Below are 26,145 nucleotides of genomic sequence, written 5' to 3'. Positions count from 1 at the left end.
GGATGGCGATGCGGCGCTCATCCATTTCGAGCATGCGATGACGCTGAAGGAGCCGCCGGCTAGCTGCTTGCATGGTAGAAGCAAACTAGCCGATTGGCTAGCTAACAGGCCAATAGAAAGTCGGCGCGAACGGCGTTATTGTCGGATGGTGACGAGTGGCCCTTGATGCGCTACTCCGATTCAGTCAACCCGTGAGAAAGGAGACCTCCGCCGTGCCGCGCCCGATATCGCGTCCCGCACGAATCAACCCTACCGAACACCTGGTTGCGCCAACGCCGTTGTAACCGCTCATCGCGGTCCTGCTTTCGCCCTCTTCCTGTCGTTCGATTTCCTGCCAGGCAATGCTCCCGGTTTTTGCTGACTTACAGCAACAAACTGCAAAGTGGGTTGCTTGTGCACAAATAACATATTTGTTATCATTGACTCCAATGGCATTTACGATCGACTTCTACAACGAAAAGGTCAAAGTGAACGTTGCCTCCTTGCCGAAAACGCTGCTTGCACGCTTCATTGCGCTGGCCGATCGCATGGAGGAATACGGGCCGAATCTCGGCGAGCCGCACACTGCATCAATGGGTGGTGGCTTGTTCGAAATGCGCCTCAAAGGTGCGGAGGGCATCGCCAGAGTGTTCTACTGCTCGATCGTGGAACGGAAAATCGTCATGCTTCACAGCTTCGTGAAGAAGTCGCAACAAACGCCGCGCAACGAACTGGACGTGGCGCGCAAAAGACTGCTGGAGATCAGAAATGGCAACCTATAAGGCAATGCGCGAGCGGGCGCTCGCCGACCCCGAAGTACGCGCCGAATACGAACGGCTGAACCGTGAAGAATTCGCGCTGCTCGATCAGATGCTCGCCGCGCGCCGCGAAGCCGGCCTGACGCAGGCGCAAGTCGCCGAGCGCATGGGCACGAAAGCACCGGCCATCACCCGGCTGGAACGGGCTCTTGCGTCGGGGCAGCACTCGCCTTCTATCGACACGTTGCGCAGGTACGCGGCCGCGTGTGGCAAGCAACTGTTTATTTCGATCGCTTAGGCTTCGTCCGCGCGGTGTTGAGCGCTCGCGCCGCCTGTTGCGGCGATCTCTCGCTGACTGACATGACTGGAATGCGGCGTCCGCAGCGAGGGACCTAGTCACGAAGACGCCGGAGCCGCGTTGTTGCAGCGCGGTCTATTGCCGCAGTTCTGCGCAGACCACGAGAGACGCACGCAAGGACGCACTAAGGAAAACTTGATACCTATCAAGGCTTTGCCGTCTCAAAAACGAAAATACGCGCAAAACAACGTGGTTTTTTGACGCACGTCGCATTGCAGCAAAGGTTTCGCTCATCCCCTACTCTTGCGCCATCTGCCCAGCGCAGTGCGCACCGACAACGGTCGACGCGCGTAGTCCGCCCTCACGGGCATCACGACCTTCACGCTCATGAACTCCGCAATTTCGGCCTTCGATCTCGCCCGCATTCAGTTTGCGTTCACCGTTTCGTTTCACATTGTCTTTCCGGCGCTCAGCATCGGCCTCGCCAGTTTCATCGCTGTCCTCGAATGGCGCTGGCTGAAAACCGGCAAGGCGTACTACAAAGATCTTTGCCTGTTCTGGTCGAAGATCTTCGCAGTCGCCTTCGGTATGGGCGTCGTGTCCGGCGTCGTGATGAGCTATCAGTTCGGCACCAACTGGTCGGGCTTCTCCAGTTTCGCCGGGCCCATCACCGGACCGTTGTTGATGTATGAGGTCATGACCGCGTTCTTCCTCGAAGCGGGCTTCCTCGGCATCATGCTGTTCGGCTGGCAGCGCGTAAGTCCGCGCGCTCACTTCGGCGCCACGCTGATGGTGGCGATCGGCACACTGATCTCGACCTTCTGGATTCTCGCGTCCAATAGCTGGATGCAAACGCCGCAAGGTTTTGAAGTCGTCGACGGCCACGTCGTACCGCTCGACTGGTTCAAGATCATTTTCAATCCGTCGTTCCCTTACCGGCTTGCGCATATGGCGCTCGCGGCATTCATCGTCGCGGGGCTGGTGGTGTCGGCGGTGGGCGCATGGCATCTGCTGCGCGGCCGGCGCGATCCCGCGGTCAAGAAGATGTTCTCGATGGCGCTCTGGCTGCTCCTGATCCTCACACCGATCCAGGCATTCGTCGGCGATCAGCATGGTCTGAACACGCGCAAGTATCAGCCGGCCAAGATCGCCGCGATCGAAGGTCTGTGGGAAACCGAGAAAGGCGGCACCGCGCTGAACCTGTTCGGCATTCCGGATATGCAGGCGGAGACCACACGTTATGCCGTGTCGATTCCGCACCTCGGCAGTCTGATCCTCACGCATAGCTGGGACGGCGAAATTCGCGGCCTGAAGGAATTCCCGCCGCAAGACCGGCCGAACTCGACGGTGGTGTTCTGGAGCTTCCGCATCATGGCCGGACTCGGCGTGCTGATGATCCTGATGTCGCTGGCCGCATGGGCGCTGCGCCGTCGCGAACGTCTATTCGAAGCGAAGTGGTTCCAGCGCGTCGCCGTGGCCATGGGCCCGACCGGCTTCATCACGTTGCTGGCGGGTTGGGTCACCACGGAAGCAGGCCGGCAGCCGTGGGTGGTGTACGGCGTGATGCGCACCTCGCAGGCGGTGTCGCCGCTCACCACGCAGCAGGTCGGCATCTCGCTGATGGCCTTCGTGGTCGTCTACTTCCTCGTGTTCGGCACCGGCATCTACTACATGCTCAAGCTGATGCGCTCGGGTCCGGCATTGCCGGGACAAACACCGCACGGTGTGCCTGAGCACGTGCCGAACCAGACCGCGCGCCGCCCGCTGTCCGCCGCCGATCACATGATCGACGCAGCCTAACCTCACTGCTTCACTTCCTGCTTGCGAGAAAGAAAATGGACGTAACCGTTGCGTGGGCCGCAATCATTGCACTGGGCCTATTCATGTACGTAGTGCTGGACGGCTTCGATCTGGGCATCGGCATCGTCTTCCCGTTCTTCCCCGATGAGAAAGAGCGCGACCTGATGATGAACACCGTCGCGCCCGTGTGGGACGGCAACGAAACCTGGCTGGTACTCGGCGGCGCCGCGCTGTTCGCGGTGTTTCCGGTGGTCTACTCGACCGTGCTGTCCGCGCTGTACCTGCCGCTGATCTTCATGCTCGTCTGCCTGATTTTCCGCGGCGTGTCGTTCGAGATTCGCGCCAAGGCCAAGCGCACCAAACATCTTTGGGATCTGGCATTCATCGGCGGTTCGGCGGGCGCGACGTTCTTTCAGGGCATCGTGCTGGGCGCGTTCCTGCAAGGCATCCCGGTGATCGACGGCGGCTATGCGGGCGACGCTTTCGGCTGGCTCACGCCGTTCAGTCTGCTGACCGGTCTCGGTCTGGTGATCACCTACGCGTTGCTCGGCTGCTGCTGGCTGGTCGCGAAAACCGAAGGCGATCTGCAACGCCGCCTGCATCGTGTGGTGTGGCCGCTGACGCTCGTGCTACTCGGTTTCATCGCGATGGTCAGCCTGTGGACGCCGCTGCAAGATCCGAATATCGCGCAACGCTGGTTTCACGACAACCTGTTCTACCGTCTGCTGCCTGTGCCGTTCCTCGTGGCGATCTGCGCGTTCCTCATGCACCGTGCGGTGCGTGCGCGGCATCACAACACGCCGTTCGTGCTGGCGCTCGTGCTGGTGCTGCTCGGTTACGCCGGGCTGCTGGTGAGTTTGTGGCCGTATGCGATTCCGTCGAGCATGACGCTCTGGGAAGCCGCTGCGCCGCGCTCGAGCCAGATGTTCACGCTAGTCGGCGCAGCAGTGATTCTGCCGGTCATCATCGCCTATACGACGATGGGTTATTGGGTATTTCGTGGCAAGGTGCGTCATGGCGACCAACATCACTATCACTAAGGACGCGGGCGACAGCGCCGCACGCAGCACGTCTCAAACGCCGCGGCGCCGGCTGCCCGGCTGGCTGTGGTTCGTCGCACTATGGTGCTTTGGCGTAGCCTCGGCGATGTCGCTCGGCTTCGCGTTCAAGCTTCTGATGAATGCGACGTTATTTGCAATCAAATGAATCATGTGCTTGCGTGATTTCATCTGGTGCGCATAACCTGCGGATTCCCGCGTGGACGGCTTCAAAAATTGCGCCGTGCGGCTCGTCTTCGTAACAAGCCGGAACCTATGCGCGGGAGACCTACCTTACACATAATGCTGGTGCATCGAACCAGCCGGCGATTACATAAATAGATGTTCATTCGTGCGGCAAACTGCAAGGCGCGCCGCACCACCGATCGGCATATGATCGCGGGGTAGCCGGCAATGACGCGAATCGAGAATAGAAGTAAAACGGGAAGTAGAGCCAGAAGCACGGCGGTGACAGTCCACAACGCGCAGTCCCGACTCGCGGAGACATCATGAAGTTTCTTGTGGCCGACGACCATGAACTGATCCGGCAAGGCGTCAAAGGGCTATTGCGCGGGCTAGATCCCGACGCGCAATTCGACGAAGCCGATAGCTGGGAATCCCTCGCTGCCGCCGCGCGGCCCGACGCCGACCACGACCTCGCCATCGTCGACCTGCATATGCCAGGTATGACCGGCGCGTCGTCGCTTGAAGTGCTGTTGAAGGCAAACCCGGCGTTGCCGGTCGTCGTGCTCTCCGCTGAAGAGTCGCCCGACGAAATGCGCGCGGTGCTGGCTGCCGGCGCGCTCGGCTTCGTGCCCAAGCGGCAACCCGCCAGCGTCATGCTCAAGGCGATCGAGCTGGTGTTGTCGGGCGGCGCCTATGTGCCGATGGAGGCACTCAGCCTGCTGGGCTCACGCGAGACGCAAGCCGCACCCGCGCGTGCCGAAGCGCCCGCGGAGCTTGCCGCCCATGACGCCGCGCACGCCCCGACTCAGGGCGGCGCCGCGCTCACTGAACCGATCACGCAAATCCAGGCGCTGCAGCCGCACCAGCAACATCTGCTGGAGAACCTGTCGCCGCGACAGCAGGACATCATGCGGCTGGTGCATCGCGGCTGGACCAACAAGATGATCGCGCGTGAGCTGGGCGTCGCGGAAGGAACGGTCAAGGTGCATCTGTCGGTGATCTTCCGGGCGCTCGGCGTGCACAACCGGTCCACGGCAATCGCCGTGATCAACGGCTGGCTCGAGGCCGGGAAAACCCTCTAACAACAGATCAACGGGCGGCGCTCATGCCGCCCTTCATGTCGATCTTCATGTCGATCTTCATGTCGCCCTTCATGTCACCCTTCACGCCGCCCGCCCCTTATCCAGTTCCGCCTGCTGCCACAGCATTTCCAGGGTGCGCCGCAAACGCGCCGGCGTAACCGGTTTGTGCAGCACCGGAATGCCTTGCAGGGCCAGCGCCGCCAGTTCGGCCGAGGCCATATCGCCCGTGATCAGCAAGGTCACCACACTGTCGTGGCCCGCCCGCCCGAGCACGTTGCGCACGGCCGACAGCGCTTGCGCGCCGGTCCGGTGATTGGCCAACTGGTAGTCGCATAACACGGCATCCGGCACGAAGCCGTCTTCCAGCGCGACGAGCGCATCGACCTCGTCGCGTGCGCCACGCACGATGCAACCCCAGCGTCCCAGCAGACTGGTGAGGCCTTCGAGAATCGACGGTTCGTCGTCGATGCACAACACCCGCCGCCCCTGCGCCGACGGTCCACCCGCCACCGCCTCGTTCAGGCTCGCGACAATTCCGCCAGCGTCGCCCGCCTGCACCGGAAAGCGGAACACCGAGCCACGGCCCGGCGCCGAGCGAAGTTGCAACTCGCCGCCGAGCATTTCGACCAGGCGCCTCACCGTCGGCAAGCCCAAACCGTGCCCTTGACGCGCGTCGCGCTGCGGATTGGCAACCTGATAGAACTCTTCGAAGATGCGCTCGTGTTCCTCGGCCGGAATGCCGATGCCGGAATCGCGCACCTCGATATAGCCGCCCGAACGACGCCCTGCGCGGCGATAGCCGACCCAGATCGCGCCTTCCTCCGTATAGCGCACCGCATTCGAGAGCAGATTGCTCAGCACACGTTCGAGCAACACCGGATCGTCATGCAGGACCACCGAGGACGGTGCGATCCGCAGCGCCAGCCCCTTCGCCGCGGCCTGTGGGCGGTACTGGCTGCCGACCCGCTCGAACAGTTCCGACAGCCGGAAATGCAAGCGGATCACCTGGGTCACGCCGCTTTCGAGCCTGGCGAGATCGAGCACCTGGTTGAACAACTGATTCAACGCCTCGACGTTATAAACGATGTGTTGAGCCGTCCTGGCATGCTGCACGGGCGTCGCCGCCGAGTCGTTGAGCGAAGCCGCCAACAAACCGATCGCATGCAGTGGCTGGCGCAAATCGTGGCTCGCGGCCGCAAAAAACCGCGTTTTGGCGAGACTGGCCTCTTCGGCGACACGCTTTTGCGCCGCCAGCGACTCCGCCAGATACTGTTGATCGACGCGTGCCTGCACGACCTGCTGAAACAGCTTGCGATAACTCAGCGCATAGACGTTGATCGCGCAGAAGAAGAACGCGAGGACGATCGCGAGAATGGTGCGATCGAACGTATGCGTGCCGAAATGCAGCACGATCGCCGGAAACAGCAGAAACGGAATCGCGGTCGAAAAATTCAGCAGATCGAAGCCGTTCGACATGAACACGCCGGCTGCCAGCGTGACGATCATCACGGTGTGCAACAGCGGCAAATCGGCCTGCGTGCTCTGGAACGCGAACCACACCGCAAACCCCGGCGCGCTGTACAGCAGCACGCCGCGCAGCGCATGCAGGTTGATCCAGCCGCGCGGCGTCGCGAGGTGCGGGTAGCGGCGATTGCAGATCCACAGTGCCAGGCCACCGCAATTGGCGGCCGCATAAAACCCGAAACACGCGATGAAAAGCGGCGGCGACGGCACGTTCGGCCAGTAGATCGCCACCAGCACCGCAATCGAGAACCAGTGCGAAAAGAAGGCGATCGGATCTTGCGCGTACAGCACGCGCACGAGGTCTTCGTCGATTGCACGCTGGATTGGGTCGGCCCGCATCATGCGGTCTCCTTTGTCCGGCACCGCAGATTGTTCTGACCGGATGGTTTACCCGGCAGTTTACCCATCAGCTACCACTTAATCCATATAGGCGAAGCGCCCGCCGGAAACCATACTGGCTTCACATTCCAGCGCGGCTCAAAAGTTCCAACACCCCTTCTTCGCCTGCAGTCGAGGCTCCCCGCGCTCATTGCCTAACCCTTTATGGAGGTTTTCATGGGCGCAGTTCCGAGCCACGCGTTCGTCCGCAATCTCGACGATGCGATCCTGCCCGACCTGTGGCGTCGCCGTACCCAGTTGTCCGCCGACGAAATGGTGTCGATGGTCGATCTGGTCAAGCGGGCGCTACGCACCTACCACCCGCTTGAATTGCAAGCGCTCGGCGAAGACAAGGAAGAACTGGTCGCGCAGTTCATCTACGCGAAAGTACTGCGCCTCGCGCCCGGCCACACGGAAACGAATGCCTGCGCCGACAGCGCGCCGTCCAACGGCTATGCACTGTGCGCGTATTTTCGCCGTTACCTGATCGACTGTCTGCGTAGCGCCGGCCATCAACGCAACGTGTCGATGGAAAACGAAGGCATGGCGCAGGAAATCGATCTGCACGCGCAAGCACTGGAAGATCCGGTCGAAAGCGTGTTGCTGCAATACGGCCTCGACGAACAACGCGTGCGGCTCGCGGCGCGCGCCTTTATCGACAGCCTCGACGAGCCGGAGCGCATCGTGCTGGCCGGCAGCCTCGGCTGGTGCTCGGAAGGAAAAGGCGGTCTGTCGGCCGTCGCTGCTCAGCATCGTGTGCCCTCGTATCACTATCGCGCCGTCAAACTTGGCGTCACCATGAAAAAGACGGCCGGGGCCGACGAATTTTCCAATACCAAGATCGGCCGCTGGTTGATCGACGTGCTCGGCATCGCGATCGATCTCGACAACCGCACGGCGATTCTGATCGCCTTGAACCTGCTCGCCGCCGAATCGAGCGACAGCGAAATGAATGAAGTAGCCGCCTAATAGCGCGTTGACAGGCCAGCGTGGGCCGACGGCGGTTCTCTCCCTTTTCCAAAAATCGAACACGCCCCATGCAAACGCCGCGCGCCACGTACGATGCGCCTTTTTTTGTCATCGCGCACCGCCTACGATAAAAAAGCCGCAGCCGCACGCCGTCTTCCTTCCGAAGTCCGGGTTCCCCTACCCGGCATCCCCTTCCTGACGAGGTGGTCCGAATGAACCGCTTATCGAGCGCCCTGACAGCAATTCAGTCGCATTACGACGTGGTGGTGGTGGGATCGGGATATGGCGGGGCGATTGCCGCGAGCCGTATGGCGCGTGCCGGCAAAAACGTGTGTGTGCTGGAACGCGGGCGCGAATTCATGGCCGGCGACTATCCGCGCACGCCGATCGAAGGCGCCACCGAGGTGCAATACAACACCGCGCTCGCACAAATCGGCTCGCCGCTCGCGCTGCTCGAAGTCCACGTGAATGAAGACGTGAATGCGGTGGTGGGCTGCGGACTGGGCGGCACCTCGCTGATCAACGCAAATGTCGCGCTCGAAGCCGAACCGCGCCTATGGGACGACGACCGCTGGCCCGAGGCGCTCCGCGCCGACAAGGCGGGACGCGACAAGGGCTACGAACTGGCTCGTGCCATGCTGCAGCCGTCGGCGGTGTCCGGCGATTTTTTGCAGTTGCCGAAACTGCTGGCGCTCAAAAAATCCGCGCAGGCGCTCGGCATGGAAGACCGCTTTTACCCCCCGCCGGTCACGGTCACTTTCGAGGACCGCATCAACGCTGCGGGCGTCGAGCAGAAAGCCTGTGTCGGATGCGGCGATTGCAACTCGGGTTGCAACTACGACGCGAAAAATTCGACGCACATGAACTACCTGCCCGATGCGGTCGCGCACGGCGCCCATATTTTTACCGGCGCAGCGGTGCATTCGGTGTTGCGCGACGCCGCCACACAAAAGTGGATCGTGCACTTTCAGGAAGTGGAGCTGGGCCGCGAGAGTTATGACGCACCCGATCTGTTCGTGAGCGCCGATGTCGTCATCATGTCGGCCGGCACGATCGGTTCGACTGCCCTGCTGTTGCGCTCGCGCAAGGAGGGGCTGAGCGTGTCGGACATGCTCGGCCAGCACTTCACCGGCAATGGCGACGTGCTGGCCTTCGCCTACAACACCGAAGACGTGATCAACGGCGTCGGCTGGGGTGCGCACGAGAAGGGCGACATCCCGCCGGTCGGACCGACCATTACCGGCATCATCGACCACCGCAACACCGCTAACGTGACCGACGGCTTCGTAATCGAAGAAGGCTCGCTCGCCGGGCCGGTCGGCGCCGCGTTGGTCGCCCTGCTCGGTGGCGCCGCGCCGTTCGAAGGCGTCGACATTCCCACGCCGCGCGACGCCGGGGAACCGCTCGGCTACGACGCGCGCGTGATCGAGAGCTTCCTGCGGGGCCCCTATCACGGCGCCCTCAATCACACGCAAACCTACCTGGTGATGGCGCATGACGACGAAAGCGGCCAGATCAGCGTGAATGACAAAGGCAGGCCGCGCATCGCCTGGCCGAACGCCGGCAAGCAGCCGATCTTCCAGACCGTCGAAGATACGCTCGAGAAGGCGCAGGCACCGCTCGGCGGCAAATACATGCGCAACCCGATTTCGACCAAAATACTCGGCGACCAGATTGTCACCGTGCATCCGCTCGGTGGCTGCGGGATGGGCGAGGACGCGGCGCGTGGCGTCGTCGATCATGAAGGTCGAGTCTTTGGCGGCACGAGCGGAAATGCGGTGCACGAAGGCCTATACGTGATGGACGGCGCGGTCATGCCGATGTCGCTCGGCGTCAATCCGCTGCTGACGATTTCCGCGCTGGCGGAACGCAATTGCGCGCTGCTTGCCAACGCGCGAGGCTGGAACATCGATTACGAGGCCAAGGGCACGGCCGCTACACCGACGCCCCAGAAGATCGGCCTGCGCTTCACCGAAACGATGATCGGCACTTATACGCCGGCCGTGGCGGGCGAAGCCGCCACCAGTCCGATTCAATTCACGCTGACGGTGGAATCGGACGATCTGGCCGATATGCTGAGCAATCCGCAACATCTGGCCCACACGACGGGCACGCTGACCTGCCCCGCGCTCTCCGCGCAACCGATGACGATCACGGACGGCACCTTCAACCTGTTCGTGGTCGACGAATCGGATGTGGACGAGCGCAACATGAATTACCGCATGACGCTCAATTCCACGGAAGGCAAGAAGTACTACCTGACGGGACAGAAAATCATCACGCGTACGTCGCCGATCAATCTATGGGACCAGACCAACACGCTGTACGCCGAACTCCGCGAGTCGGCGCAAGCGGATGCGCCGGCGATCGGCAAAGCAACGCTGATCATTACGCCCGAGAATTTCCTCAAGCAGCAACGCACGCTCGAGGTCACCAACACACCCGACCTGACGTCGCGCCTTGAATGGACCCTGAAGTTCGGCAAGTTTTTCGCGGGCGTGCTGTTCACCGAGTATGGCGGCGTGGCCGCGCCCTTGCAGTTTTATGATCCGAAGGCGGAGCCGCGCCTCAAGCGCGCGCTACGCGCGCCCGCGCCGCAAGTCGTCTTCTTCGACACAGCCGACGGGACCACGCTTCGACTCACGCGCTACGCCGGGCCGCCCGACAAACCGTTGCGCCCCGTGCTGCTGATCCACGGTTCGGGCGTGTCGAGCCGGATCTACTCCACCGACCTGATCGGCACCAACCTGGTGGAATATCTCTGTGCAGCCGGCTACGACGTGTGGCTCGTCGATCTGCGCGTCAGCATCGAGATGCCGAGCGTGCTGGTACCGACCAATGTCGACAAGGTTGCCCGTGAGGACATTCCGGCCGCGGTCGCCAAAGTGCGGGAGTTGACCAACGTGCCGGACATTCAGGTACTGGGCCACTGCATGGGTGGGTTGGCGTTGACCATGTCGCTGCTGTACGGCCTCAAGGGCGTGCGCTCGGCGGTCATCTCGCAGGTCTCGGCGCATCCGGTGCCGGGCACGCTGGAAAAGATCAAGTGCGGGTTGCACGTCCCGGACATCATGGAGCATTTAGGCGTGCTAGATCTGACCGCTTTTACGGAGCACAGGTCGTGGCCCCAGAATCTGCTCGATGAAGCGTTGCGGCTCTACCCGCTCAGTCATAAGCAGGGCTGCGGCAGCCCGATCTGCCACCGGGCGACCTTCCTTTACGGCCTGCTCTACGAACACGAGCAACTGAATGAGACGCTTCATTCGAATCTGCAGGAACTGCTCGGCGTGCACGACGTCTCCGTCTTCAAGCATCTCGCCGCGATGGTGCGAGCGGGCAAGGTCGTCGATGCCGAAGGCAGAGACGTCTACCTGGGCGGCGCGGACGGCATGAAGGGCCTGGAAGGCCTGCGCCTGCCGATCGGCTTTATTCACGGCGAGGAAAACGAAACCTATCTGCCGAAGAGCACCCTGCTCACCTACGACATGCTCGTCGAGCACTTCCCCGAGCAGCCGTATGAACGGCATCTGATTCCCGGCTACGGGCACATCGACTGTATCTTCGGCAAGAACGCGGCGGTGGATGTCTATCCGGTGATTGCGCGGTATCTGAATGCGCATTGACGGAACGGCCAGGGCGTAGCCGCGCGTTACGCCCGCGAACCGCTGGCGCCCGGCGCACCCTGTTCAAAACAACTTGCCCGGATTCAGAATGCCGTGCGGGTCCAGCGCATGTTTGATGGCGGCCATTGCAGCCAATTCAGCCGGCGAGCGCGAGATCGGCAAGAACTCGCGCTTGAGCAAGCCGATCCCGTGTTCCGCCGATACCGAACCGTGCAACGGTCCCAGCATCCCATAGACGAACGCATACACCGCGTGATGATCGACACCGGGGATCGAATGACCGTCGACGGTGACATGCAGATTCGAATCGCCGATATGGCCGAAGAAATACGACACGTTGCCCGGCCAGCGCTGATCGAGCGCTGCGCGGCAACGATCGACGAAAGCGCCGATCTCGCCGATGGGCAGGCTCAGGTCGAAGTTGATCGGATCCATCCGTACCGGAAACTCGGCAGTGCATTCGCGAATCGCCCATAACGCCCGCACGTCGGCCACCGATTGCGCGATCACCGCGTCGCGGATCGCTTCTGAATCGAGCGCTTCGGTCAGCACGGCGGAGAAGCGTTCGCCGTCGTCGCTTGCGTCGAAGCTCGCGTGTTCGATCAGTGCATAGAGCGGGTGCGAGTCGGCGAATGGCGAGCGCGTGCCCGTCAGCTTCACGCCGAAATCGTAGAAATCCGGCCACATGATCTCGAACGCGCCGATGTCGTTGCCAAAGCGCGTCGACAGGCGGCGCAGCAGGTTCACGGCGGCGGCGTAACCGTCGAGCGCGACGAGCGCCGTGTGGCGCGCCGCGCGTGGCGGATGGAGCCGCAGCACCGCGCGCGTGATCACGCCGAGCGTGCCTTCCGAACCGATGAACCAGTGTTTGAGGTCGTAGCCAGTGTTGTTCTTGACCATCTTGCCGAGCGAAGTCAGCACGTCGCCGTTGGCGAGCACGACTTCGAGGCCGAGCACCTGATCGCGCGCGGTGCCCGACTGGATCACGCGATTGCCGCCCGCGTTAGTCGCCAGATTGCCGCCGATCTGGCACGAGCCGCGCGCGCCCAGATCGAGGGCGAGTTCGAAACCCGCTTCGGCGGCGGCTTCCTGCGCGATTTGCAAAGTCGTGCCGGCGCGCACGGTTAGCGTGGCCGACGCGGTGTCGATTTCTTCGACGCCGGTGAGCCGTTCGAGCGACAACGCGATATCCGTCGCGCTCGCAATCGCGCCACCTGCGAGACCGGTCATGCCGCCCTGCGGTACCACCGGTTGATGCGCTGCGTGGCAAATGGCCAGCGCGCGCGAGACTTCTTCCGTGCTGCGCGGCAAAAGCAGCGCGGCGGGACGCGTTGGATCGTGGCGTGTCCAGTCGGTCATCGCGCGCTCGCCGATCTGCTCGCCAACGCGCACCGCGTCGGCACCGAGCGCGGCACGCAGCGCATCAAGTGTCGCGGAGAGCGGCGCCGTGCCGTGGGTCGCGTTGCTGCCCACGCCGTTTGCCAAACTGTTATCTATCATGCAGGGGTTCCTTCCGTTCCTTCAGCTGCCGCTTTCTTCCGATAGCCCATCGAATCATTGATTCGCCCGAGGATGTAGTCACCCGCAGCGACTGGCTGATACTTCAGTTCGGCCTCACTCGTGCCGAGCTCACGCGGATCGACCATCGCACCGTAAGTGGGATCATAGAACGTCGCGATCGAATAGCGCTCGCGCCCCGACGCATTGATCACGCGATGCAAGGTGGAGCGGAAGCGGTCATTGGTCCAGCGCGCCAACAGGTCGCCGACGTTCACCACGAAGCTGCCCTCGATCGGCGGCGCATCGACCCACGTATCGTTGGCGATCTCACGCACCTGCAACCCCCCCACCTGATCCTGCCACAGCAAGGTAATGCAGCCGTAGTCGGTATGCGGCGCGACGCCGAACTGATCCGCGTCCGATTGGGGCGGCTGCGGCGGATAGTAGACCATCTGCGTGCGCTGCATCCGCTTCGTATAGCGCGGTGCGAAGAAATGTTCGTCGACGCCGAGACTCACGGCCACGGCACGCAGCAGATCGGCGCCGCATGCGGCGACCGCTTCGTAATAGCCGTAGAGCGCAGGCCGCAACTCAGGCATGAAATCCGGCCAGTTGTTCGGCCCTCGCAGCGCCTGGCCCGCACGCACATCGGGATCGTCCTCAGGCAGCTCCAGGCCGATGCTGAAGAACTCCTTGTAGTCGGGACGCTTGGCCTGATACATGGTGGCGTCGCCGAGCGCGTTGAAACCGCGATGCCGTTGATTGACCGCCGCACGCCGCTTCGTCTCCACCGGAAACGCAAAGAACGTGCGCGCCACCTGTTCGGCCGCATCGATTGCCGCTTGCGGCACGCCGTGATTGACGATGTAGAAGAAGCCGATCGTCGTGCACGCTTCGCGGATTTCGTACGCCACGCGCGTCAAAGCCTGCGGGTCGCCGGCACGCACGCCGGCAAGATCGATGATCGGAATGCGGGTCACGGGCATTGCGTTGCTCCCTGGAGGGCTAGTCAATTCAACCGACGAAAGAGGCTGATGAATCAGTCGCGACAAGCTCGCGTGCCTCGTGCATTCCAGTTGTATATACCGCCAAAAGCGTACCCGCAAGTTGCTTTGCGGGGCTTCACGTAAGGGCTTTTCTCTACTCGTGCGTTTATTTATTTCGCGCGAAAACTGCGGTATATACTGCATCGCATGACTCGCGCCGGTCCATGCTGACGAACCGCTTTCGCGCGACACCGCTTTGCCAACCGGAGAATCCCATGAGCATCCTTGCAGGCTGGAAGTGTCGTTTGGTCATGCTGGCGTTGTGCGCGGCAAGCGTCACCGCCCACGCGGAAGACCAGCTCGCCAAAGTGAAGAAAGCAGGCGAACTGGTGGTGGGCACCGAGATGCAGTTCGCGCCGTTCGACTTCCTTGAAAACGGCCAGCAAGCGGGCTTCAATAAGGACCTGTTCGCCGAGGTCGGCAAGGAAATGGGCGTCAAGGTGCGCTTCATCGACCTGCCGTGGCCGAGCGTGCTGCCGGGTCTCGAAGCCGGCAAGTTCGATATGGTGGGCGGCCCACTGACAGTCACGAAGGCGCGCATGGAACGCTACACGTACACCCTGCCGATCGCGGACGCCACCGACGCGCTGCTCAAGCGCGCCAACGATTCCGCCGTCAAGCAATCGTCGGATATCGCCGGCAAGACGGTCGGCGCGGGTAAAGGCTCGGCCCAGCTCGACCAGTTGAAAACGTACGTCGCCACCTTGCCGAAGCCGCCTGAAATCCGCGAATACGTCGACAACAATCAGGCCTACGCCGATCTCGCCGCCGGCCGCATCGCGGCGGTCGCGAACTCGATGACCAACATCGCGTACGTCGCCAAACAACGCCCTGAAACCTTCGCCGTAGTGCAGCCGCCGTTCGGCGCGAAAGTGTACTTTGCTTACTGCCTGCGTAAAGACGCGGACAGCAAGACGCTCGCCGATGCCTTCAACGCCGCGCTCGTGAAAATGCACAACGACGGGCGCCTCGCGACCTTGCAGAAAAAGTGGTTCGGTGTCGCGATGGATGCGCCGACAACGATGCCGACGCCGAACTATTGATGCACTGATCTAGCGAGTGCGACGCGTATGTTCAGCACGACCGTCTTCCTCCAGGGCCTGCCGCTGCTGCTGCATGCGGCACTCGCTACCATCGGCATTTCACTGACGGGCCTCCTGATCGGTTTCTTCGTCGCGATCGGCGTGTGTGCCGCACGCCTCTCCCCGAAGCGCTGGGCGCGCATGTTCGGCGGCGCCTACGTGTTCTTTTTTCGCGGCGTGCCGATGCTGGTGCAACTGCTGCTGGTGTATTACCTGCTGCCGTTCGCCGGGATCAACGTATCGCCCATCGTCGCGGCAATCAGCGCCGTGTCGCTGTGCTCCGCTTCCTATATCGCCGAGATTCTGCGCGGCGGCTTTCTCAGCATTCCGCCGGGCCATCTCGAAGCCGCGCGCATGCTCGGGCTCTCACCGTTCGATATGCTGCGGCGCATTCTGGTGCCGCAGGCGTTTCGCTTGACGCTGCCTTCGCTCGTCAACGAAATGGTGCTGCTGATCAAGGCTTCGTCGCTGATTTCGGTGGTGGGTGTGGCCGAACTGACGCGCACTGCGCAGAACATCGCGGCCAGCACCTATCGGCCGCTCGAAGCCTACGTCGCTGCCGGGCTGATTTACTTCGTGATCTGCGGCACGCTGGCGCTCGTCGCGCACGCCGCCGAATACCGTTTGCAGCACGCCTGACCCACCTAGAGCTTGAGATTGAAATAGGCCATGCAAAAGCTCGACCCCTCCGTCATTACACACAACCTGCAGCCGATTGCCGCCGGTCTCGCGACCACGCTCGGCACCTGGGCCGCGGGCGTCGCGATCGGCATTCTGATCGGCTTTCTCATCGCCGTGCTGCAGCTCTTTTGCGGACGCTGGGTGCGCGGCGTATTGCGCTTCTACATCGAACTGTTTCGCGGCACGCCATTTCTGGTGCAACTGTTTTTGCTGTACTACGGCGGCCCGTCCTTCGGCCTCACGCTCGAACCGATGACAGCCGGTGTGCTCGGATTAGGCCTCTACGGCAGCGCGTATTTCGCCGAAGCCTTTCGCTCCGGCTTTCAATCGGTGCCGCCGGGTCATCTCGAAGCGGCAGCCTGTCTCGGACTCACCCGCTGGCAAGCCGTCCTGCGCATTCAGGTGCCGCAAATGCTGGTGCTGATCGTGCCGGCGTTGACCAATCTGATTATCGTGCTGAGCAAGGAAACCGCGGTGCTGTCGATCGTCACCGTCCCCGAGCTCACGTTCGTGCTGACCGGCATCGGTTCGGCCACCTTCGCTTTTGTCGAAACGCTGCTGGTGCTGTGCGTGTGCTATCTCGCGCTGGTCGAATTGACCTCGCGCGCGGGCATGTGGGCCGAAACCCGCATCGCGCGCTTCATGGCATGAACGGAAATCCGGACCATCTTATGAACGCTATCGCCGACATGCCGTCCTCCACTTCCACCGCTGCCTTCGATACACCGCCCGGCGCGCCGCTGATCGAAGTGCGCGACCTGAAGAAACGCTTTGGCGAGGTCGAAGTACTGCGCGGCGTCGATCTCGAGATCGCCCGCTCCGAAGTGGTCTGCATCATCGGCCCATCGGGCTCGGGTAAGAGCACGCTGCTGCGCTGCCTCGCCGCGCTCGAAACCTACGATCAGGGCGACGTGCGCATCGAAGGCGAACTGCTCGGTTACAGCGAGCGCAATGGAAAACGCGTGCGAGCGTCGCAAGGCGAGATCAATCGCGTGCGGCGCAACGTCGGCATGGTGTTTCAGCAATTCAATCTGTGGCCGCATATGACGGCGCTCGGCAATGTGATGGAAGCGTTGCTGCGCGTGCGCAGTCTGTCACGCGATGAAGCGCGCCGCCGCGCCAATGCGATGCTGGAAACCGTTGGCCTCGCGCATAAGGGAGATGCCTACCCGTCGAAACTCTCGGGCGGCCAGCAGCAGCGCGTTGCAATTGCTCGCGCGCTGGCGATGGAGCCGCACATCATGCTGTTCGACGAGCCGACCTCGGCGCTCGATCCCGAACTGGTCGGCGAAGTATTGCAAGTGATGAAGCAGCTCGCGCGCGACGGCATGACGATGGCTGTCGTCACGCACGAAATGGGCTTTGCCGCGCAGGTCGCCGACAAGGTGATGTTCATCGATCAGGGGCGCATCGCCGTGCAAGGCAAGCCGCGCGAGGTCTTTCACGATGCCGGGCAGCCGCGTTTGCGGCAGTTCCTGCAAAACTACTTCGACCGCAATGCCTTCTGGGCGCGCGGTCCGGATGATGCGGAGCCGGTATGAACTTGCGCCGATGCCCTCCCGATTCGGCTGGCTCGTGCAGTTCACGCGGACTGTAGCGCAAGGGCCGCCGATGTCCTCCACCGTTCGCAGCAAAGCTCACGACAATCCGCCAGCCGCGGCGATGAAAACCGCGCGCGTGGTGACTGACGCACCGGCCGCCCGCTACGAACAGGTCAAGACCCACATCCGCCAGATCATCGAATCGGGCGCGCGGCAAGCGGGCGACCGTCTGCCGTCCGAGCTGGACCTGGTCGCGACGTTAGGCGTGTCGCGCATGACGGTGAACCGCGCGCTGCGCGAACTCGCCGATGAAGGCCTCGTCACCCGCGTGTCCGGCGTCGGTACGTTTGTCGCGCAAACCAAGCCGCAATCGACGCTGCTGATGATCGCCCATATCGGCGACGAGATCCGCTCGCGCGGTCACGAATACAGCTACGATACCGTCCTCTCGCAACGCGAAACTGCGCCGGTGACGGTGTCGAACGCATTAGGGCTTGCGCCCGGCGCTTCCGTGTTTCATGTGATTTGCGTGCATCGCGAGAACGGTCTGCCGGTGCAGCTCGAAGACCGCTACGTCAATCCGGTCACGGCGCCGGACTTCCTGAAGCAGGATTTCTCTACGACGAGGCCGTCCGAGTATCTGTTCGAGACCGTGCCGGCGCATGACGTCGAGCATGTCGTCGACGCGGGTCTGCCGACGCGCGCCGAAGCCGAGTGGCTGGAAATTCGCGCCGATGAGCCGTGCCTGACGCTGATGCGCCGCACATGGACGAGCGGCGTTGCGGTCACGTTCGCGCGTTTCGTGCATCCGGGCTCGCGGTATCGGCTGGGTTGCCGATTCACGCCGGATCTGTCGCAGCGCCAGGGCTAGCGGCGCGAGCGCCGTGCCCTCGCCCGCTTCCTGCCACTCACACGTTGCCCGCCAGATGGAAACGCGACGCCGGATGCCACAGTTGCACCGACGTCGCCACATCATCACCGACCCATGTGCGACGCCATAGCTGCAGGCAAGGCTCGCCGATATCCATCATCAGATGCCGCCGCACATACGCGTCGGGCTTCTGCGCATAGATACGAAACTCCGCGCGCTGGATCGGCGCGAGCCGCACCATGTAGTGATTCGGCGTCTCGACAGTGAAGTCCTGCTCCAGGTACTCGGGGAACACCTTCGGATTGACGTAGCGATCTTCGTACTGGATCGGCTCGCCCTCTTCGCTGTGCACGATGCACGAGTGAAACGCCGGGCCGCTGGCGAGACCGAGCGCTTCGAGCGCGTGCGGATCGTCGCTGGGTTCGAGCGTCAGCACACGCGCGGAATGGCGATGGCCGCGTGCGGCGATTTCGTCGGCGATATTGCGGATTTCCAGCACCGTGGATTCGTAGCGCTGTGGCGCGACGAACGTGCCGGAACCTTGCACGCGCGTCAGCACGCGTTCGGTGGTGAGCTCACGCAGCGCGCGCGATACCGTCATGCGCGCGACGCCGAATTCTTTAACCAGCTCCGTTTCGGATGGGATCAGGCCGCCCGGCTTCCAGTCCCCCTCGCTGATGCGCCTGATTACATAGCGCTTGATCTGCTCATAGGCGGGCATCGCCTTGGCGGGTGTCTCAGGGGTGCGACCCGGGCGGTCCTGCGTGTCTGCGGTTTGCGCGTTTGTAATAGTGTTCACGTCGACCTCGTGGGTGGTACGCGGGTGGTACACGTTAGGCCGGTTCACCGGCGGGTAAGCCCGCTCACCGGCTTTGTCTCCATCTATTTGAATCCATCAATTCGAATCCATCAGTTCGAGCCAGCCACGCAATTGCAGTAACGAGCGTCGTCAACCTGCGTGGGCAGTTGCCCGGCCGTCGTTGGCCGCCGCGTCGGCGCCAAGCTTGCCCGTCGCGCCAACGCTCGCCAATGCGGCACAAGCTGCGTCGCTAACCGAAGCGTCCAGCCCGGGCCGAATATTACCCGGGTTTGGCAGCGGCGGCGGTGTTTCATCGGCGATTATGCGAAACGCGATCGTCATGTCGTCCGCGAGCGGCCGATCGTCGCGGTAAGTCGGCACAGCGCGGCGTATGCGTTGCCAGAGCGCATCCGTGTGCGGCGCGCGCGGTGCGTCGATGCTTTGTAGATCGTAGGCTTGTGCCGCCGCCAGCAACTCGATGGCGATGATGCGCCCGGCGTTGTCGACGATCTCCAACGCTTTCAGCGCAGCGGGCGTGGCATGGCACAGGTGGTCTTCCTGCAGACCAGATGTGATGCCGCCGTCGAGACTCGCGGGCATCGCGAGGCGCCGGTTCTGCGCGACCAGCGAGGCCGCCGTGTACTGCGCGATCATGAAGCCCGAACAGGTGCCGCCCGGCTCCGCGAGAAACGCCGGCAAGCCGCTCACGAGCGGGTTGACGAGACGGTCGAGACGCCGCTCGGCCATCGCCGCGACTTGCGCGATCGCAGTGGCAAGGCTGTCCATCGCCAGTGCGATCGATGCCCCCACCGCGTGCGCCTGCGAATAGACACGTGGCTCTTCCGGCGTGCCGGCGACGATCGGGTTGTCGGTAATCGACGCGAGTTCGCGATTGACCACGTCGGCGGTCCCAGTGAGCACGTCACGCGCGGCACCATGTACGTGCGGAATGGTCCGCATGCTCAGCGGATCCTGCGTGCGCTGGCCGACCACCGCGGCAAGAATGCCGCTATCGGCGAGCGCGGTACGCATGCGTTCGCCGACCAGGTTCAGGCCCGGCGAAATGCGCAGCGCCAGCGAGTCTTCGTCGAAGGCCGCGAGTTGACCACGCAGATTCTCGAAGCTCATCGCGGCGACCACGTCGGTCCAGTCGAGCAAACGCGCGGCGCGCGACAGCGCCAACGCGGCGAGACCCGTCACGCACGGCGTGCCGTTGACGAGGCTTAAACCCTCCTTCGCGTCGAGCACCAGCGGTTCGAGGCCGAGCAGTTGCAACGCATCGCGCCCTTTGAGACGCTCGCCGCGATAGCGCACATGCCCCTCGCCGATACAGACGAGCGCGATATGCGCCATATGGCTCAGATAACCTACCGAGCCGAACGCCGGCACTTCCGGCAGGCAATCGGCATTGAGCAACGCGACCAGTTGATCCGCGACTTCGAGGCGAATCCCCGAATGCCCGTGTGCAAAATTGTTGACGGCCGCCGCCATGATCGCGCGCGTCTCGGCAACACCGAGCGGCGCGCCCACGCCGACCGCGTGACTCATCAGAATATTGCGCGACAGCGTGCGCTGTTCGGACGGCGACACGATTACGTCGCACAACGCGCCGACGCCGGTATTCACGCCATACGCGCGAATCCCGCGCTCGACAATCTGTTCAACAAGCACGCGTGCCGCCCGGATACGCGAGCGGGCATCGGCGGAAAGCTCGAGCGGTTCGCCGGCGGCGATAGCCGCCACCTGAACCCAGTCGAGAGGACGATCGGAACGGATCACGGCCATGATAGTGCTCTGTGCGGTGAAGTAACGAAGTGGCAACCAGCCAACGCTGATCGATTAGTTAGTCGTGCGATCCTGGTGGCTCGACACGAATTGGCGGAAACGGTCCGACTTGCATTCGACGAACACTTCGTCCGGCGTGCCGTCGGCTTCCACCTGACCTTGATGCAGGAACATCACGCGATTCGACACATGGCGCGCGAAACCCATCTCGTGCGTGACGACCAGCATCGTGCGGCCTTCTTCGGCGAGCGAGCGCATCACGCGCAACACTTCGCCGACCAGTTCGGGATCGAGCGCCGAAGTCGGCTCATCGAACAGCATCACTTTGGGATGCATCGCCAAAGCGCGCGCGATCGCCACGCGCTGCTGCTGACCGCCGGACAGATGTGCCGGATAGTGGCCGCGCTTTTCCGCAAGACCGACTTTTGCCAGCAGCGCTTCCGCTTCTTCAACCGATTCGGCGCGGCTGCGCTTTTGCACGCGCATCGGCCCTTCGATCAGATTCTCCAGCACGGTCATATGCGACCAGAGATTGAAGTTCTGAAACACCATGCCGAGTTGCGAGCGCACCCGGTCCACCTGGCGGCGGTCGCTCGGTTGCAGCTTGCCGTCCCCGCGCCGCTTCATTTTCAGCTCTTCGCCGCCGAGTGCCACCGAACCGTCATCCGGCGTTTCAAGCAGATTCAGGCAGCGCAGAAAGGTGCTCTTGCCGGAGCCGCTCGCGCCGAGAATCGAAATCACGTCGCCTTGATGGGCGTCGAGCGAAATGCCTTTGAGCACGTGGTGGTCGCCGAACGATTTATGGATGTTCTTGACCGACAGTGCAACAGGTGCCGTAGCGTTCATGGGATTCTCCAGATTCTGCAAGATATGCGATCGTTCAGGGCGCGGCGCGGCGTGCTTCGGTCGTGGACGAAACCGGCCGGCTCGGCGAGCTTTGTGCGGGCGCCGCACGCAGATGGCGCGACAGGCGCGTCTCGAGGAAGCCGAGCAAACGCACGATGACGAAATTCAGGAACAGATAGATCAGCGCAGCGCAGATGAATACTTCCGTAGTGCGATACGTTTGCTGAATGATCTGCTGCGCGACGCCGGTCACTTCCCACACGGTGACGAGACTCGCGAGCGCGGTCGATTTGACGAGCAGCACGGCCTCGGTCGAATACGCGGGCAGACACTGGCGCAGCGCAATCGGACCGATCACGCGGCGCAGCAGCGCGAAACCCGATAAGCCGATCGAATAACCCGCTTCGATCTGACCGACCGGCACGGCCATCAAACCCCCGCGGATAATCTCAGCGGTATATCCGGCGGTGCACAGCGCCAGGGATAAAACCGCGCACATGTACGGCTCGCGCAACACCGGCCACAGGAAGCTCTCGCGAATCACGCCGAACTGGCCCATGCCGTAGTAGACGAGGAACATCTGGATCAACAGCGGCGAGCCGCGGAACACGAGGATATAGGCACGCGCGAAACGGTTCGGCAGCCAGTGCGGCGACACGCGCATCGTGACGATCACGAGCGAAAGCAAGCCGCCGAGAATCAACGAGCAGAAGAACAGCCCGAGCGTGGTCGGCACGGCCGCGATCAGTTGCCGCAGCGTGTCGAGCAGAAAATCGAAGTCGAAATGCATGATGTCCGGTCCTCGTCAGTTGCGCGCGAAGTTGCGCTTGAAGGATCGGCCCACGCGCGCTTCGGCGTGGTTGAAGACCCGGTTCGAGATGCTGGTCATCAGCAGATACAGCGCGCCGCCCACCACGAAGAACGTGAAGTACTGATGCGTCGAACCCGCCGCCACCTGGCTGGCGCGCAGCAGTTCGGCCAGCCCCGTGACCGAAATCAACGCCGAGTCTTTCAGGCTCAATTGCCAGACATTGCCGATGCCGGGCAAGGCGAAACGCAGCACTTGCGGAATCAGAATGCGGCGCGCCATGGTCATGGTGGGCATGCCGATCGAACGCGCCGCTTCGAGTTCGCCGCGCGACACCGCGAGCACCGCCGAGCGATACACCTCGGCCTGATACGCGCCGGAAATCATGCCGACCGCGAGCGCGCCGACCACGAACGGCGGCACGCCGACAAAGCCGTCCGCGCCGAACCATTGACCAATCGTGGTCACGAGCGTCGAGCCGCCGAAATAGAACAGATAGATGACGAGCAGCTCAGGTACGCCGCGAAACACAGTGGTGTACAGGTCGCCGATCACGCGCAGCGTGCGAAAGCGCGACAGCTTGGCCGCCGCTACCAGCGCGCCGAACACGGCGCCGACAGCGAGCGCCGCCAGCGTAAGCGCGACCGTCATCAACGCTGCGAGCAGCAACACGCCGCCCCAGCCTTCCTGCCCGAAGCCGAGCATCTCTATCAGAGCCATTCCCTACCCCTCATCCATTACGGCGGATCGAACCAGCCGACAGGCGCGGTTTTTCACGCCGCGCCTACCGTTACCTCTGAACGCTCAGGCGAATCAAGGCGTGACGTCGGTCTTGAACCACTTGGCGGAGAGTTTCTTGACGGTGCCATCGGCAAGCGCGGCGCTGATCGCGGTATCGAACTTCGCTTTCAGATCGGCGTCCTGCTTACGGAACGCGAGGCCTTCACCCGGACCCCAGATCGGGCCGCCGATCTTCGGGCCGGCCATGATGATCGACGCAGTCTCTTTCTTGTCGACGTTGGCGGCGTAGTAGGTCACGTCGTCGAACGAGGCGTCGATGCGGCCGTTGGCCAGATCGAGGTCGCGCTCAGGCGAGGTTTTGTAGACGCGGATCGTGGCGACGTCCTTGAAGCCGTCGTTGATGAACTTGGTGTAGACCGTGCCCGACTGAATGCCGATGGTCTTGCCCTTCAGTTGCTTGCGCAAGGCGTCAACGGTGGGTTGATCGGTTTTCGGATCGCCCGACAGCTTGACGACGGCTGCGGTCGGTGCGGCCTTGGGCAGCACTTTCGCGTCAGTCACGGCGAACGTGGCCGGCGTGGCGGCGTACGGCTTCGAGAAGGCGATGATTTTTTCGCGTTCCGGCGTGATCGAGATCGCGTCCATCAGGACGTCGAACTTGCCGGCCTGCAGACCGGGGATCATGCCGTCCCAGTCTTGCGCCACGAGGTTGCACTGGAGCTTGATGCGCTCGCACAGATTGGCGACCAGCTCAGGTTCGAAGCCGCCCAGCTTGCCGCCCGGCAAGGTCAGGTTCCATGGGGCATAACCGCCTTCCAGTGCGATCGTCACCGTCTTCCAGTCTTTGGCCTGCACCGGTGCAGCGAAAATTGTCGCGGCGCCGAGTACGGCGCCCATCAATGCTTTTGCTAACGTCGTGCGCTTCACTTTCACGTCGAAACTCCTTTGATTGAGGAAACCGTCGAGCTGGGTTTTTAACTACCGTCTAATTTGTATAGACAAGCTTGCATGAGTCAAAAAGCCATCGCAAGAGGATTTTTTCGAAATCGCCGAAATCATCGGGTAAGCCCCTATGCGCGACCGTGCAATAAGGCTTTTAAGGGAGTTTTGAAAGGGCAAAGACGGTGCGCCGGTCACCGCCGGCTGCGCCAGCGTGGTGCGTTTTGTCTAGACAGGTTGGTGTGAGAAGAGCGAACGCGCTTCGAGTTGGCGCGCAGCGCGCCCTACCAGACGAACGGCACGAAGCGATAACGCACGCGCGTGGTGTAGGCGGTGTAGCCCTCGAGTTGCGCTGCCAGCACGCGCTCCTCGCGCACCGCGCGCCAGCCAATGCCGATCACCAGTAACGGCACGCAGGCAAGCCCCCACCACGAGCCGAGCAGCAAGGGCGTGCCGATGAACAACAGCAGCGCGGCCGAGTACATCGGATGACGGACAAAAGCGTAGGGGCCGGTGTCGATGACTTTGTGACCGCGGCTTGCCTGGATCTTCACGACGGGCGCGGCATAGCTATTCGCCCGGAACACGATCAGGCACATGAAAATGCAGACGAAGATACTGAGCGAGCCGAAACTCACCAGCCATACCGGCAGCGGTGCCGACCAGCGGTAGCGCATTGCATCGAGCGCCATCAGGACAAGCCAGGCGCTCCACATCACCGCCACGGCCACCATAAAGAAACTGTCCCAGCGACTTTGTTGCGCCTGAACGATCGGCGCGAGACGTTCGGCAAGCAGACCGGGATCGTGGCGCGCCAGCCAGAAGCCGACCCACAAACTCAGCCCGCCGGTCTCGATCAGATACCACCAGCCGGCGGGCCACGCGAACGTACCCGCGGCGCCGAACAGCAGCGCGCCCATGCATACCAGCCAGGCTGCCGTTTGCAGGACAAGGCGCGTGATCATGGCTGGGTCGTGCCCGCTGGTGGTTGTCGAAGTTCGCTATACGCGGCTGTCTCAGACGGAGGCCGTCGCGGGTGAGCGCACGCGCCCGAAAACGTCTGCCATGTCGATGTCGCCCGTGTTCAGACCGAATTGATCGCGAAGGCAGGTTGCGAGTTCGTCCGCGCTTTTTAGCTGCCGCTCGCTGATGATCTGGCCGTCCGCGGCGCGTTCGTTCAGTTGGTCGTTGCGCAAGGTCAGCCGCGACTCTGCCAGGACCCGGCAAACGATCAGATGATTCAGGAAGATCGAATCCGGTGCGGTCGAGGTGTACCAGTTCGAGGTCTCGTAATCGATCCACTCGACCGGGTGCAGGTCGAAACGGTAGACACGGGCCCACGTGTCATCGCGGGATTGGACGTCGAGGTAGAGCGCGTCGTTCGATGCATCGGCGAGGCGGAACGTGCCGAGTTGCGTCGGCTGCGCGGAGCCGGCGATCAGGCGCAGCGGTGCCGTCAACGTCATGCTGCCGAAACCGACATCGGCGATCCAGGCTTCGTCTTTGATGTCGACGCGCAACACCATGTGCGTGCGAGGGGGGATCGCTCCGGATTCGCGGCCCCAAAGGACTCGGCCCAGCAGGGGCGTTATGTTGAAGCCTAACTGCGTCAGGACGTTCGCGAAGAGTGCGTTCTGCTCGAAGCAATAGCCGCCACGTTTTTGCGCGATCAGCTTTTGTTCGACTGATTCGAGATCCAGTTTTACCGCACGGTGCGTGAGCGGATTCAGGTTCTCGAAGGGGATCGCTCTGGGATGCAGCTTGTGGAGTTCCTGGAGCACTTCCAGCGTCGCCGCGCGAGGTCCTTTGTAGCCGATGCGGGTGAAATAGTTTTCCAGATTCACTGTGTGTGACATCGGTGTCGTCCCGGTA

24 protein-coding genes are annotated in these 26,145 nt (G+C 62.5%); 13 read left to right on the top strand and 11 right to left on the bottom strand.

What is annotated here, in order from left to right; translation table 11 throughout:
- Positions 1-341 precede the first annotated feature (341 nt).
- The 6 genes from M0D64_RS35425 to M0D64_RS35400 all read left to right on the top strand — a co-directional run bounded on the left by M0D64_RS35425 (position 342) and on the right by M0D64_RS35400 (position 5,140).
- Entirely contained in the window at positions 342-761 is a 420-nt protein-coding gene (locus tag M0D64_RS35425) for a type II toxin-antitoxin system RelE/ParE family toxin (RefSeq protein WP_308102537.1), read from the top strand.
- On the top strand, positions 748-1,035 hold the full coding sequence (locus M0D64_RS35420) for a helix-turn-helix domain-containing protein (protein WP_063498788.1): 288 nt from the start codon (positions 748-750) through the stop codon (positions 1,033-1,035). Before M0D64_RS35425 ends, M0D64_RS35420 begins: the two co-directional genes overlap by 14 nt.
- 387 nt (positions 1,036-1,422) lie before the next feature.
- The gene (locus M0D64_RS35415) at positions 1,423-2,835 is read left to right on the top strand and encodes a cytochrome ubiquinol oxidase subunit I (RefSeq protein ID WP_171927937.1); all 1,413 of its coding nucleotides are present in this window, start codon (positions 1,423-1,425) and stop codon (positions 2,833-2,835) included.
- A gap of 35 nt (positions 2,836-2,870) precedes the next feature.
- Positions 2,871-3,875: a cytochrome d ubiquinol oxidase subunit II gene (cydB, locus tag M0D64_RS35410; protein WP_266261201.1), complete on the top strand. Its 1,005-nt coding sequence runs from the start codon at positions 2,871-2,873 to the stop codon at positions 3,873-3,875.
- The gene (locus M0D64_RS35405; protein ID WP_266261200.1) at positions 3,850-4,041 is read left to right on the top strand and encodes a hypothetical protein; all 192 of its coding nucleotides are present in this window, start codon (positions 3,850-3,852) and stop codon (positions 4,039-4,041) included. The genes cydB and M0D64_RS35405 overlap by 26 nt, the downstream gene beginning before the upstream one ends.
- A 340-nt stretch (positions 4,042-4,381) precedes the next feature.
- Entirely contained in the window at positions 4,382-5,140 is a 759-nt protein-coding gene (locus M0D64_RS35400) for a response regulator transcription factor (protein ID WP_154566047.1), read from the top strand.
- An 81-nt stretch (positions 5,141-5,221) separates the two neighbouring features.
- On the opposite strand, the gene M0D64_RS35395 is transcribed toward M0D64_RS35400, so the two are convergent.
- Entirely contained in the window at positions 5,222-7,003 is a 1,782-nt protein-coding gene (locus tag M0D64_RS35395) for a hybrid sensor histidine kinase/response regulator (protein ID WP_154566067.1), read from the bottom strand.
- 216 nt (positions 7,004-7,219) lie between these two features.
- Between M0D64_RS35395 and M0D64_RS35390 the strand changes: the two genes are divergently transcribed.
- Both M0D64_RS35390 and M0D64_RS35385 read left to right on the top strand, forming a co-directional pair.
- Positions 7,220-8,011 (top strand): hypothetical protein, encoded by a 792-nt coding sequence (locus M0D64_RS35390; RefSeq protein ID WP_266261199.1) that lies wholly within the window; start codon positions 7,220-7,222, stop codon positions 8,009-8,011.
- A 212-nt stretch (positions 8,012-8,223) separates the two neighbouring features.
- Positions 8,224-11,634, top strand: a complete 3,411-nt coding sequence (locus tag M0D64_RS35385; RefSeq protein ID WP_266261198.1) for an alpha/beta fold hydrolase — start codon at positions 8,224-8,226, stop codon at positions 11,632-11,634.
- Positions 11,635-11,697: 63 nt separating this feature from the next.
- Here the strand turns inward: M0D64_RS35385 and M0D64_RS35380 are convergent, their stop codons facing one another.
- Together M0D64_RS35380 and M0D64_RS35375 are read right to left on the bottom strand one after the other, a co-directional pair.
- Entirely contained in the window at positions 11,698-13,134 is a 1,437-nt protein-coding gene (locus tag M0D64_RS35380; protein WP_266261197.1) for an FAD-binding oxidoreductase, read from the bottom strand.
- On the bottom strand, positions 13,131-14,120 hold the full coding sequence (locus M0D64_RS35375; protein ID WP_266261196.1) for an isopenicillin N synthase family oxygenase: 990 nt from the start codon (positions 14,118-14,120) through the stop codon (positions 13,131-13,133). Before M0D64_RS35375 ends, M0D64_RS35380 begins: the two co-directional genes overlap by 4 nt.
- Positions 14,121-14,395: 275 nt before the next feature.
- Here M0D64_RS35375 and M0D64_RS35370 point away from each other — a divergent pair, with 275 nt between their 5' ends.
- From M0D64_RS35370 to hutC (M0D64_RS35350), 5 genes are all read left to right on the top strand, one after another.
- The gene (locus M0D64_RS35370) at positions 14,396-15,223 is read left to right on the top strand and encodes a transporter substrate-binding domain-containing protein (RefSeq protein ID WP_154566043.1); all 828 of its coding nucleotides are present in this window, start codon (positions 14,396-14,398) and stop codon (positions 15,221-15,223) included.
- Between the two features lie 27 nt (positions 15,224-15,250).
- Positions 15,251-15,901, top strand: a complete 651-nt coding sequence (locus M0D64_RS35365) for an amino acid ABC transporter permease (RefSeq protein ID WP_054040252.1) — start codon at positions 15,251-15,253, stop codon at positions 15,899-15,901.
- Between the two features lie 30 nt (positions 15,902-15,931).
- Positions 15,932-16,594 (top strand): amino acid ABC transporter permease, encoded by a 663-nt coding sequence (locus tag M0D64_RS35360; RefSeq protein WP_266261195.1) that lies wholly within the window; start codon positions 15,932-15,934, stop codon positions 16,592-16,594.
- 20 nt (positions 16,595-16,614) lie between these two features.
- Positions 16,615-17,484 carry an amino acid ABC transporter ATP-binding protein gene (locus M0D64_RS35355; RefSeq protein ID WP_154566041.1) on the top strand — a complete coding sequence of 290 codons (870 nt, stop codon included), beginning with the start codon at positions 16,615-16,617 and terminating at the stop codon, positions 17,482-17,484.
- A gap of 70 nt (positions 17,485-17,554) precedes the next feature.
- Positions 17,555-18,355, top strand: coding sequence for a histidine utilization repressor (gene hutC / locus M0D64_RS35350; RefSeq protein WP_154566040.1), 801 nt, complete (start codon positions 17,555-17,557; stop codon positions 18,353-18,355).
- A 37-nt stretch (positions 18,356-18,392) separates the two neighbouring features.
- Here the strand turns inward: hutC (M0D64_RS35350) and hutC (M0D64_RS35345) are convergent, their stop codons facing one another.
- The 8 genes from hutC (M0D64_RS35345) to M0D64_RS35310 all read right to left on the bottom strand — a co-directional run bounded on the left by hutC (M0D64_RS35345) (position 18,393) and on the right by M0D64_RS35310 (position 26,129).
- Positions 18,393-19,076 carry a histidine utilization repressor gene (hutC, locus tag M0D64_RS35345; protein ID WP_093646454.1) on the bottom strand — a complete coding sequence of 228 codons (684 nt, stop codon included), beginning with the start codon at positions 19,074-19,076 and terminating at the stop codon, positions 18,393-18,395.
- 228 nt (positions 19,077-19,304) lie between these two features.
- Entirely contained in the window at positions 19,305-20,939 is a 1,635-nt protein-coding gene (gene hutH / locus M0D64_RS35340) for a histidine ammonia-lyase (RefSeq protein ID WP_266261194.1), read from the bottom strand.
- A 54-nt stretch (positions 20,940-20,993) separates the two neighbouring features.
- Positions 20,994-21,785 (bottom strand): ABC transporter ATP-binding protein, encoded by a 792-nt coding sequence (locus tag M0D64_RS35335; protein ID WP_028197383.1) that lies wholly within the window; start codon positions 21,783-21,785, stop codon positions 20,994-20,996.
- A gap of 34 nt (positions 21,786-21,819) precedes the next feature.
- A complete protein-coding gene (locus M0D64_RS35330) occupies positions 21,820-22,575 on the bottom strand; it encodes an ABC transporter permease (protein ID WP_154567711.1) in 756 nt (251 codons plus the stop codon).
- A 15-nt stretch (positions 22,576-22,590) separates the two neighbouring features.
- On the bottom strand, positions 22,591-23,313 hold the full coding sequence (locus tag M0D64_RS35325) for an ABC transporter permease (protein WP_154567712.1): 723 nt from the start codon (positions 23,311-23,313) through the stop codon (positions 22,591-22,593).
- Positions 23,314-23,406: 93 nt separating this feature from the next.
- Entirely contained in the window at positions 23,407-24,267 is an 861-nt protein-coding gene (locus M0D64_RS35320; RefSeq protein ID WP_168436033.1) for a transporter substrate-binding domain-containing protein, read from the bottom strand.
- Positions 24,268-24,557: 290 nt separating this feature from the next.
- Positions 24,558-25,238 (bottom strand): isoprenylcysteine carboxylmethyltransferase family protein, encoded by a 681-nt coding sequence (locus tag M0D64_RS35315; protein ID WP_266261193.1) that lies wholly within the window; start codon positions 25,236-25,238, stop codon positions 24,558-24,560.
- 51 nt (positions 25,239-25,289) lie between these two features.
- Positions 25,290-26,129 carry an arylamine N-acetyltransferase gene (locus tag M0D64_RS35310; RefSeq protein ID WP_266261192.1) on the bottom strand — a complete coding sequence of 280 codons (840 nt, stop codon included), beginning with the start codon at positions 26,127-26,129 and terminating at the stop codon, positions 25,290-25,292.
- Positions 26,130-26,145 lie beyond the last annotated feature (16 nt).

It is taken from the genome of Paraburkholderia sp. WS6 (genome assembly GCF_030464835.1).
Taxonomy (GTDB): domain Bacteria; phylum Pseudomonadota; class Gammaproteobacteria; order Burkholderiales; family Burkholderiaceae; genus Paraburkholderia; species Paraburkholderia madseniana.
Note: the sequence above shows the minus strand (reverse complement) of the source record. Positions and strands in the feature narration are given on the sequence as shown.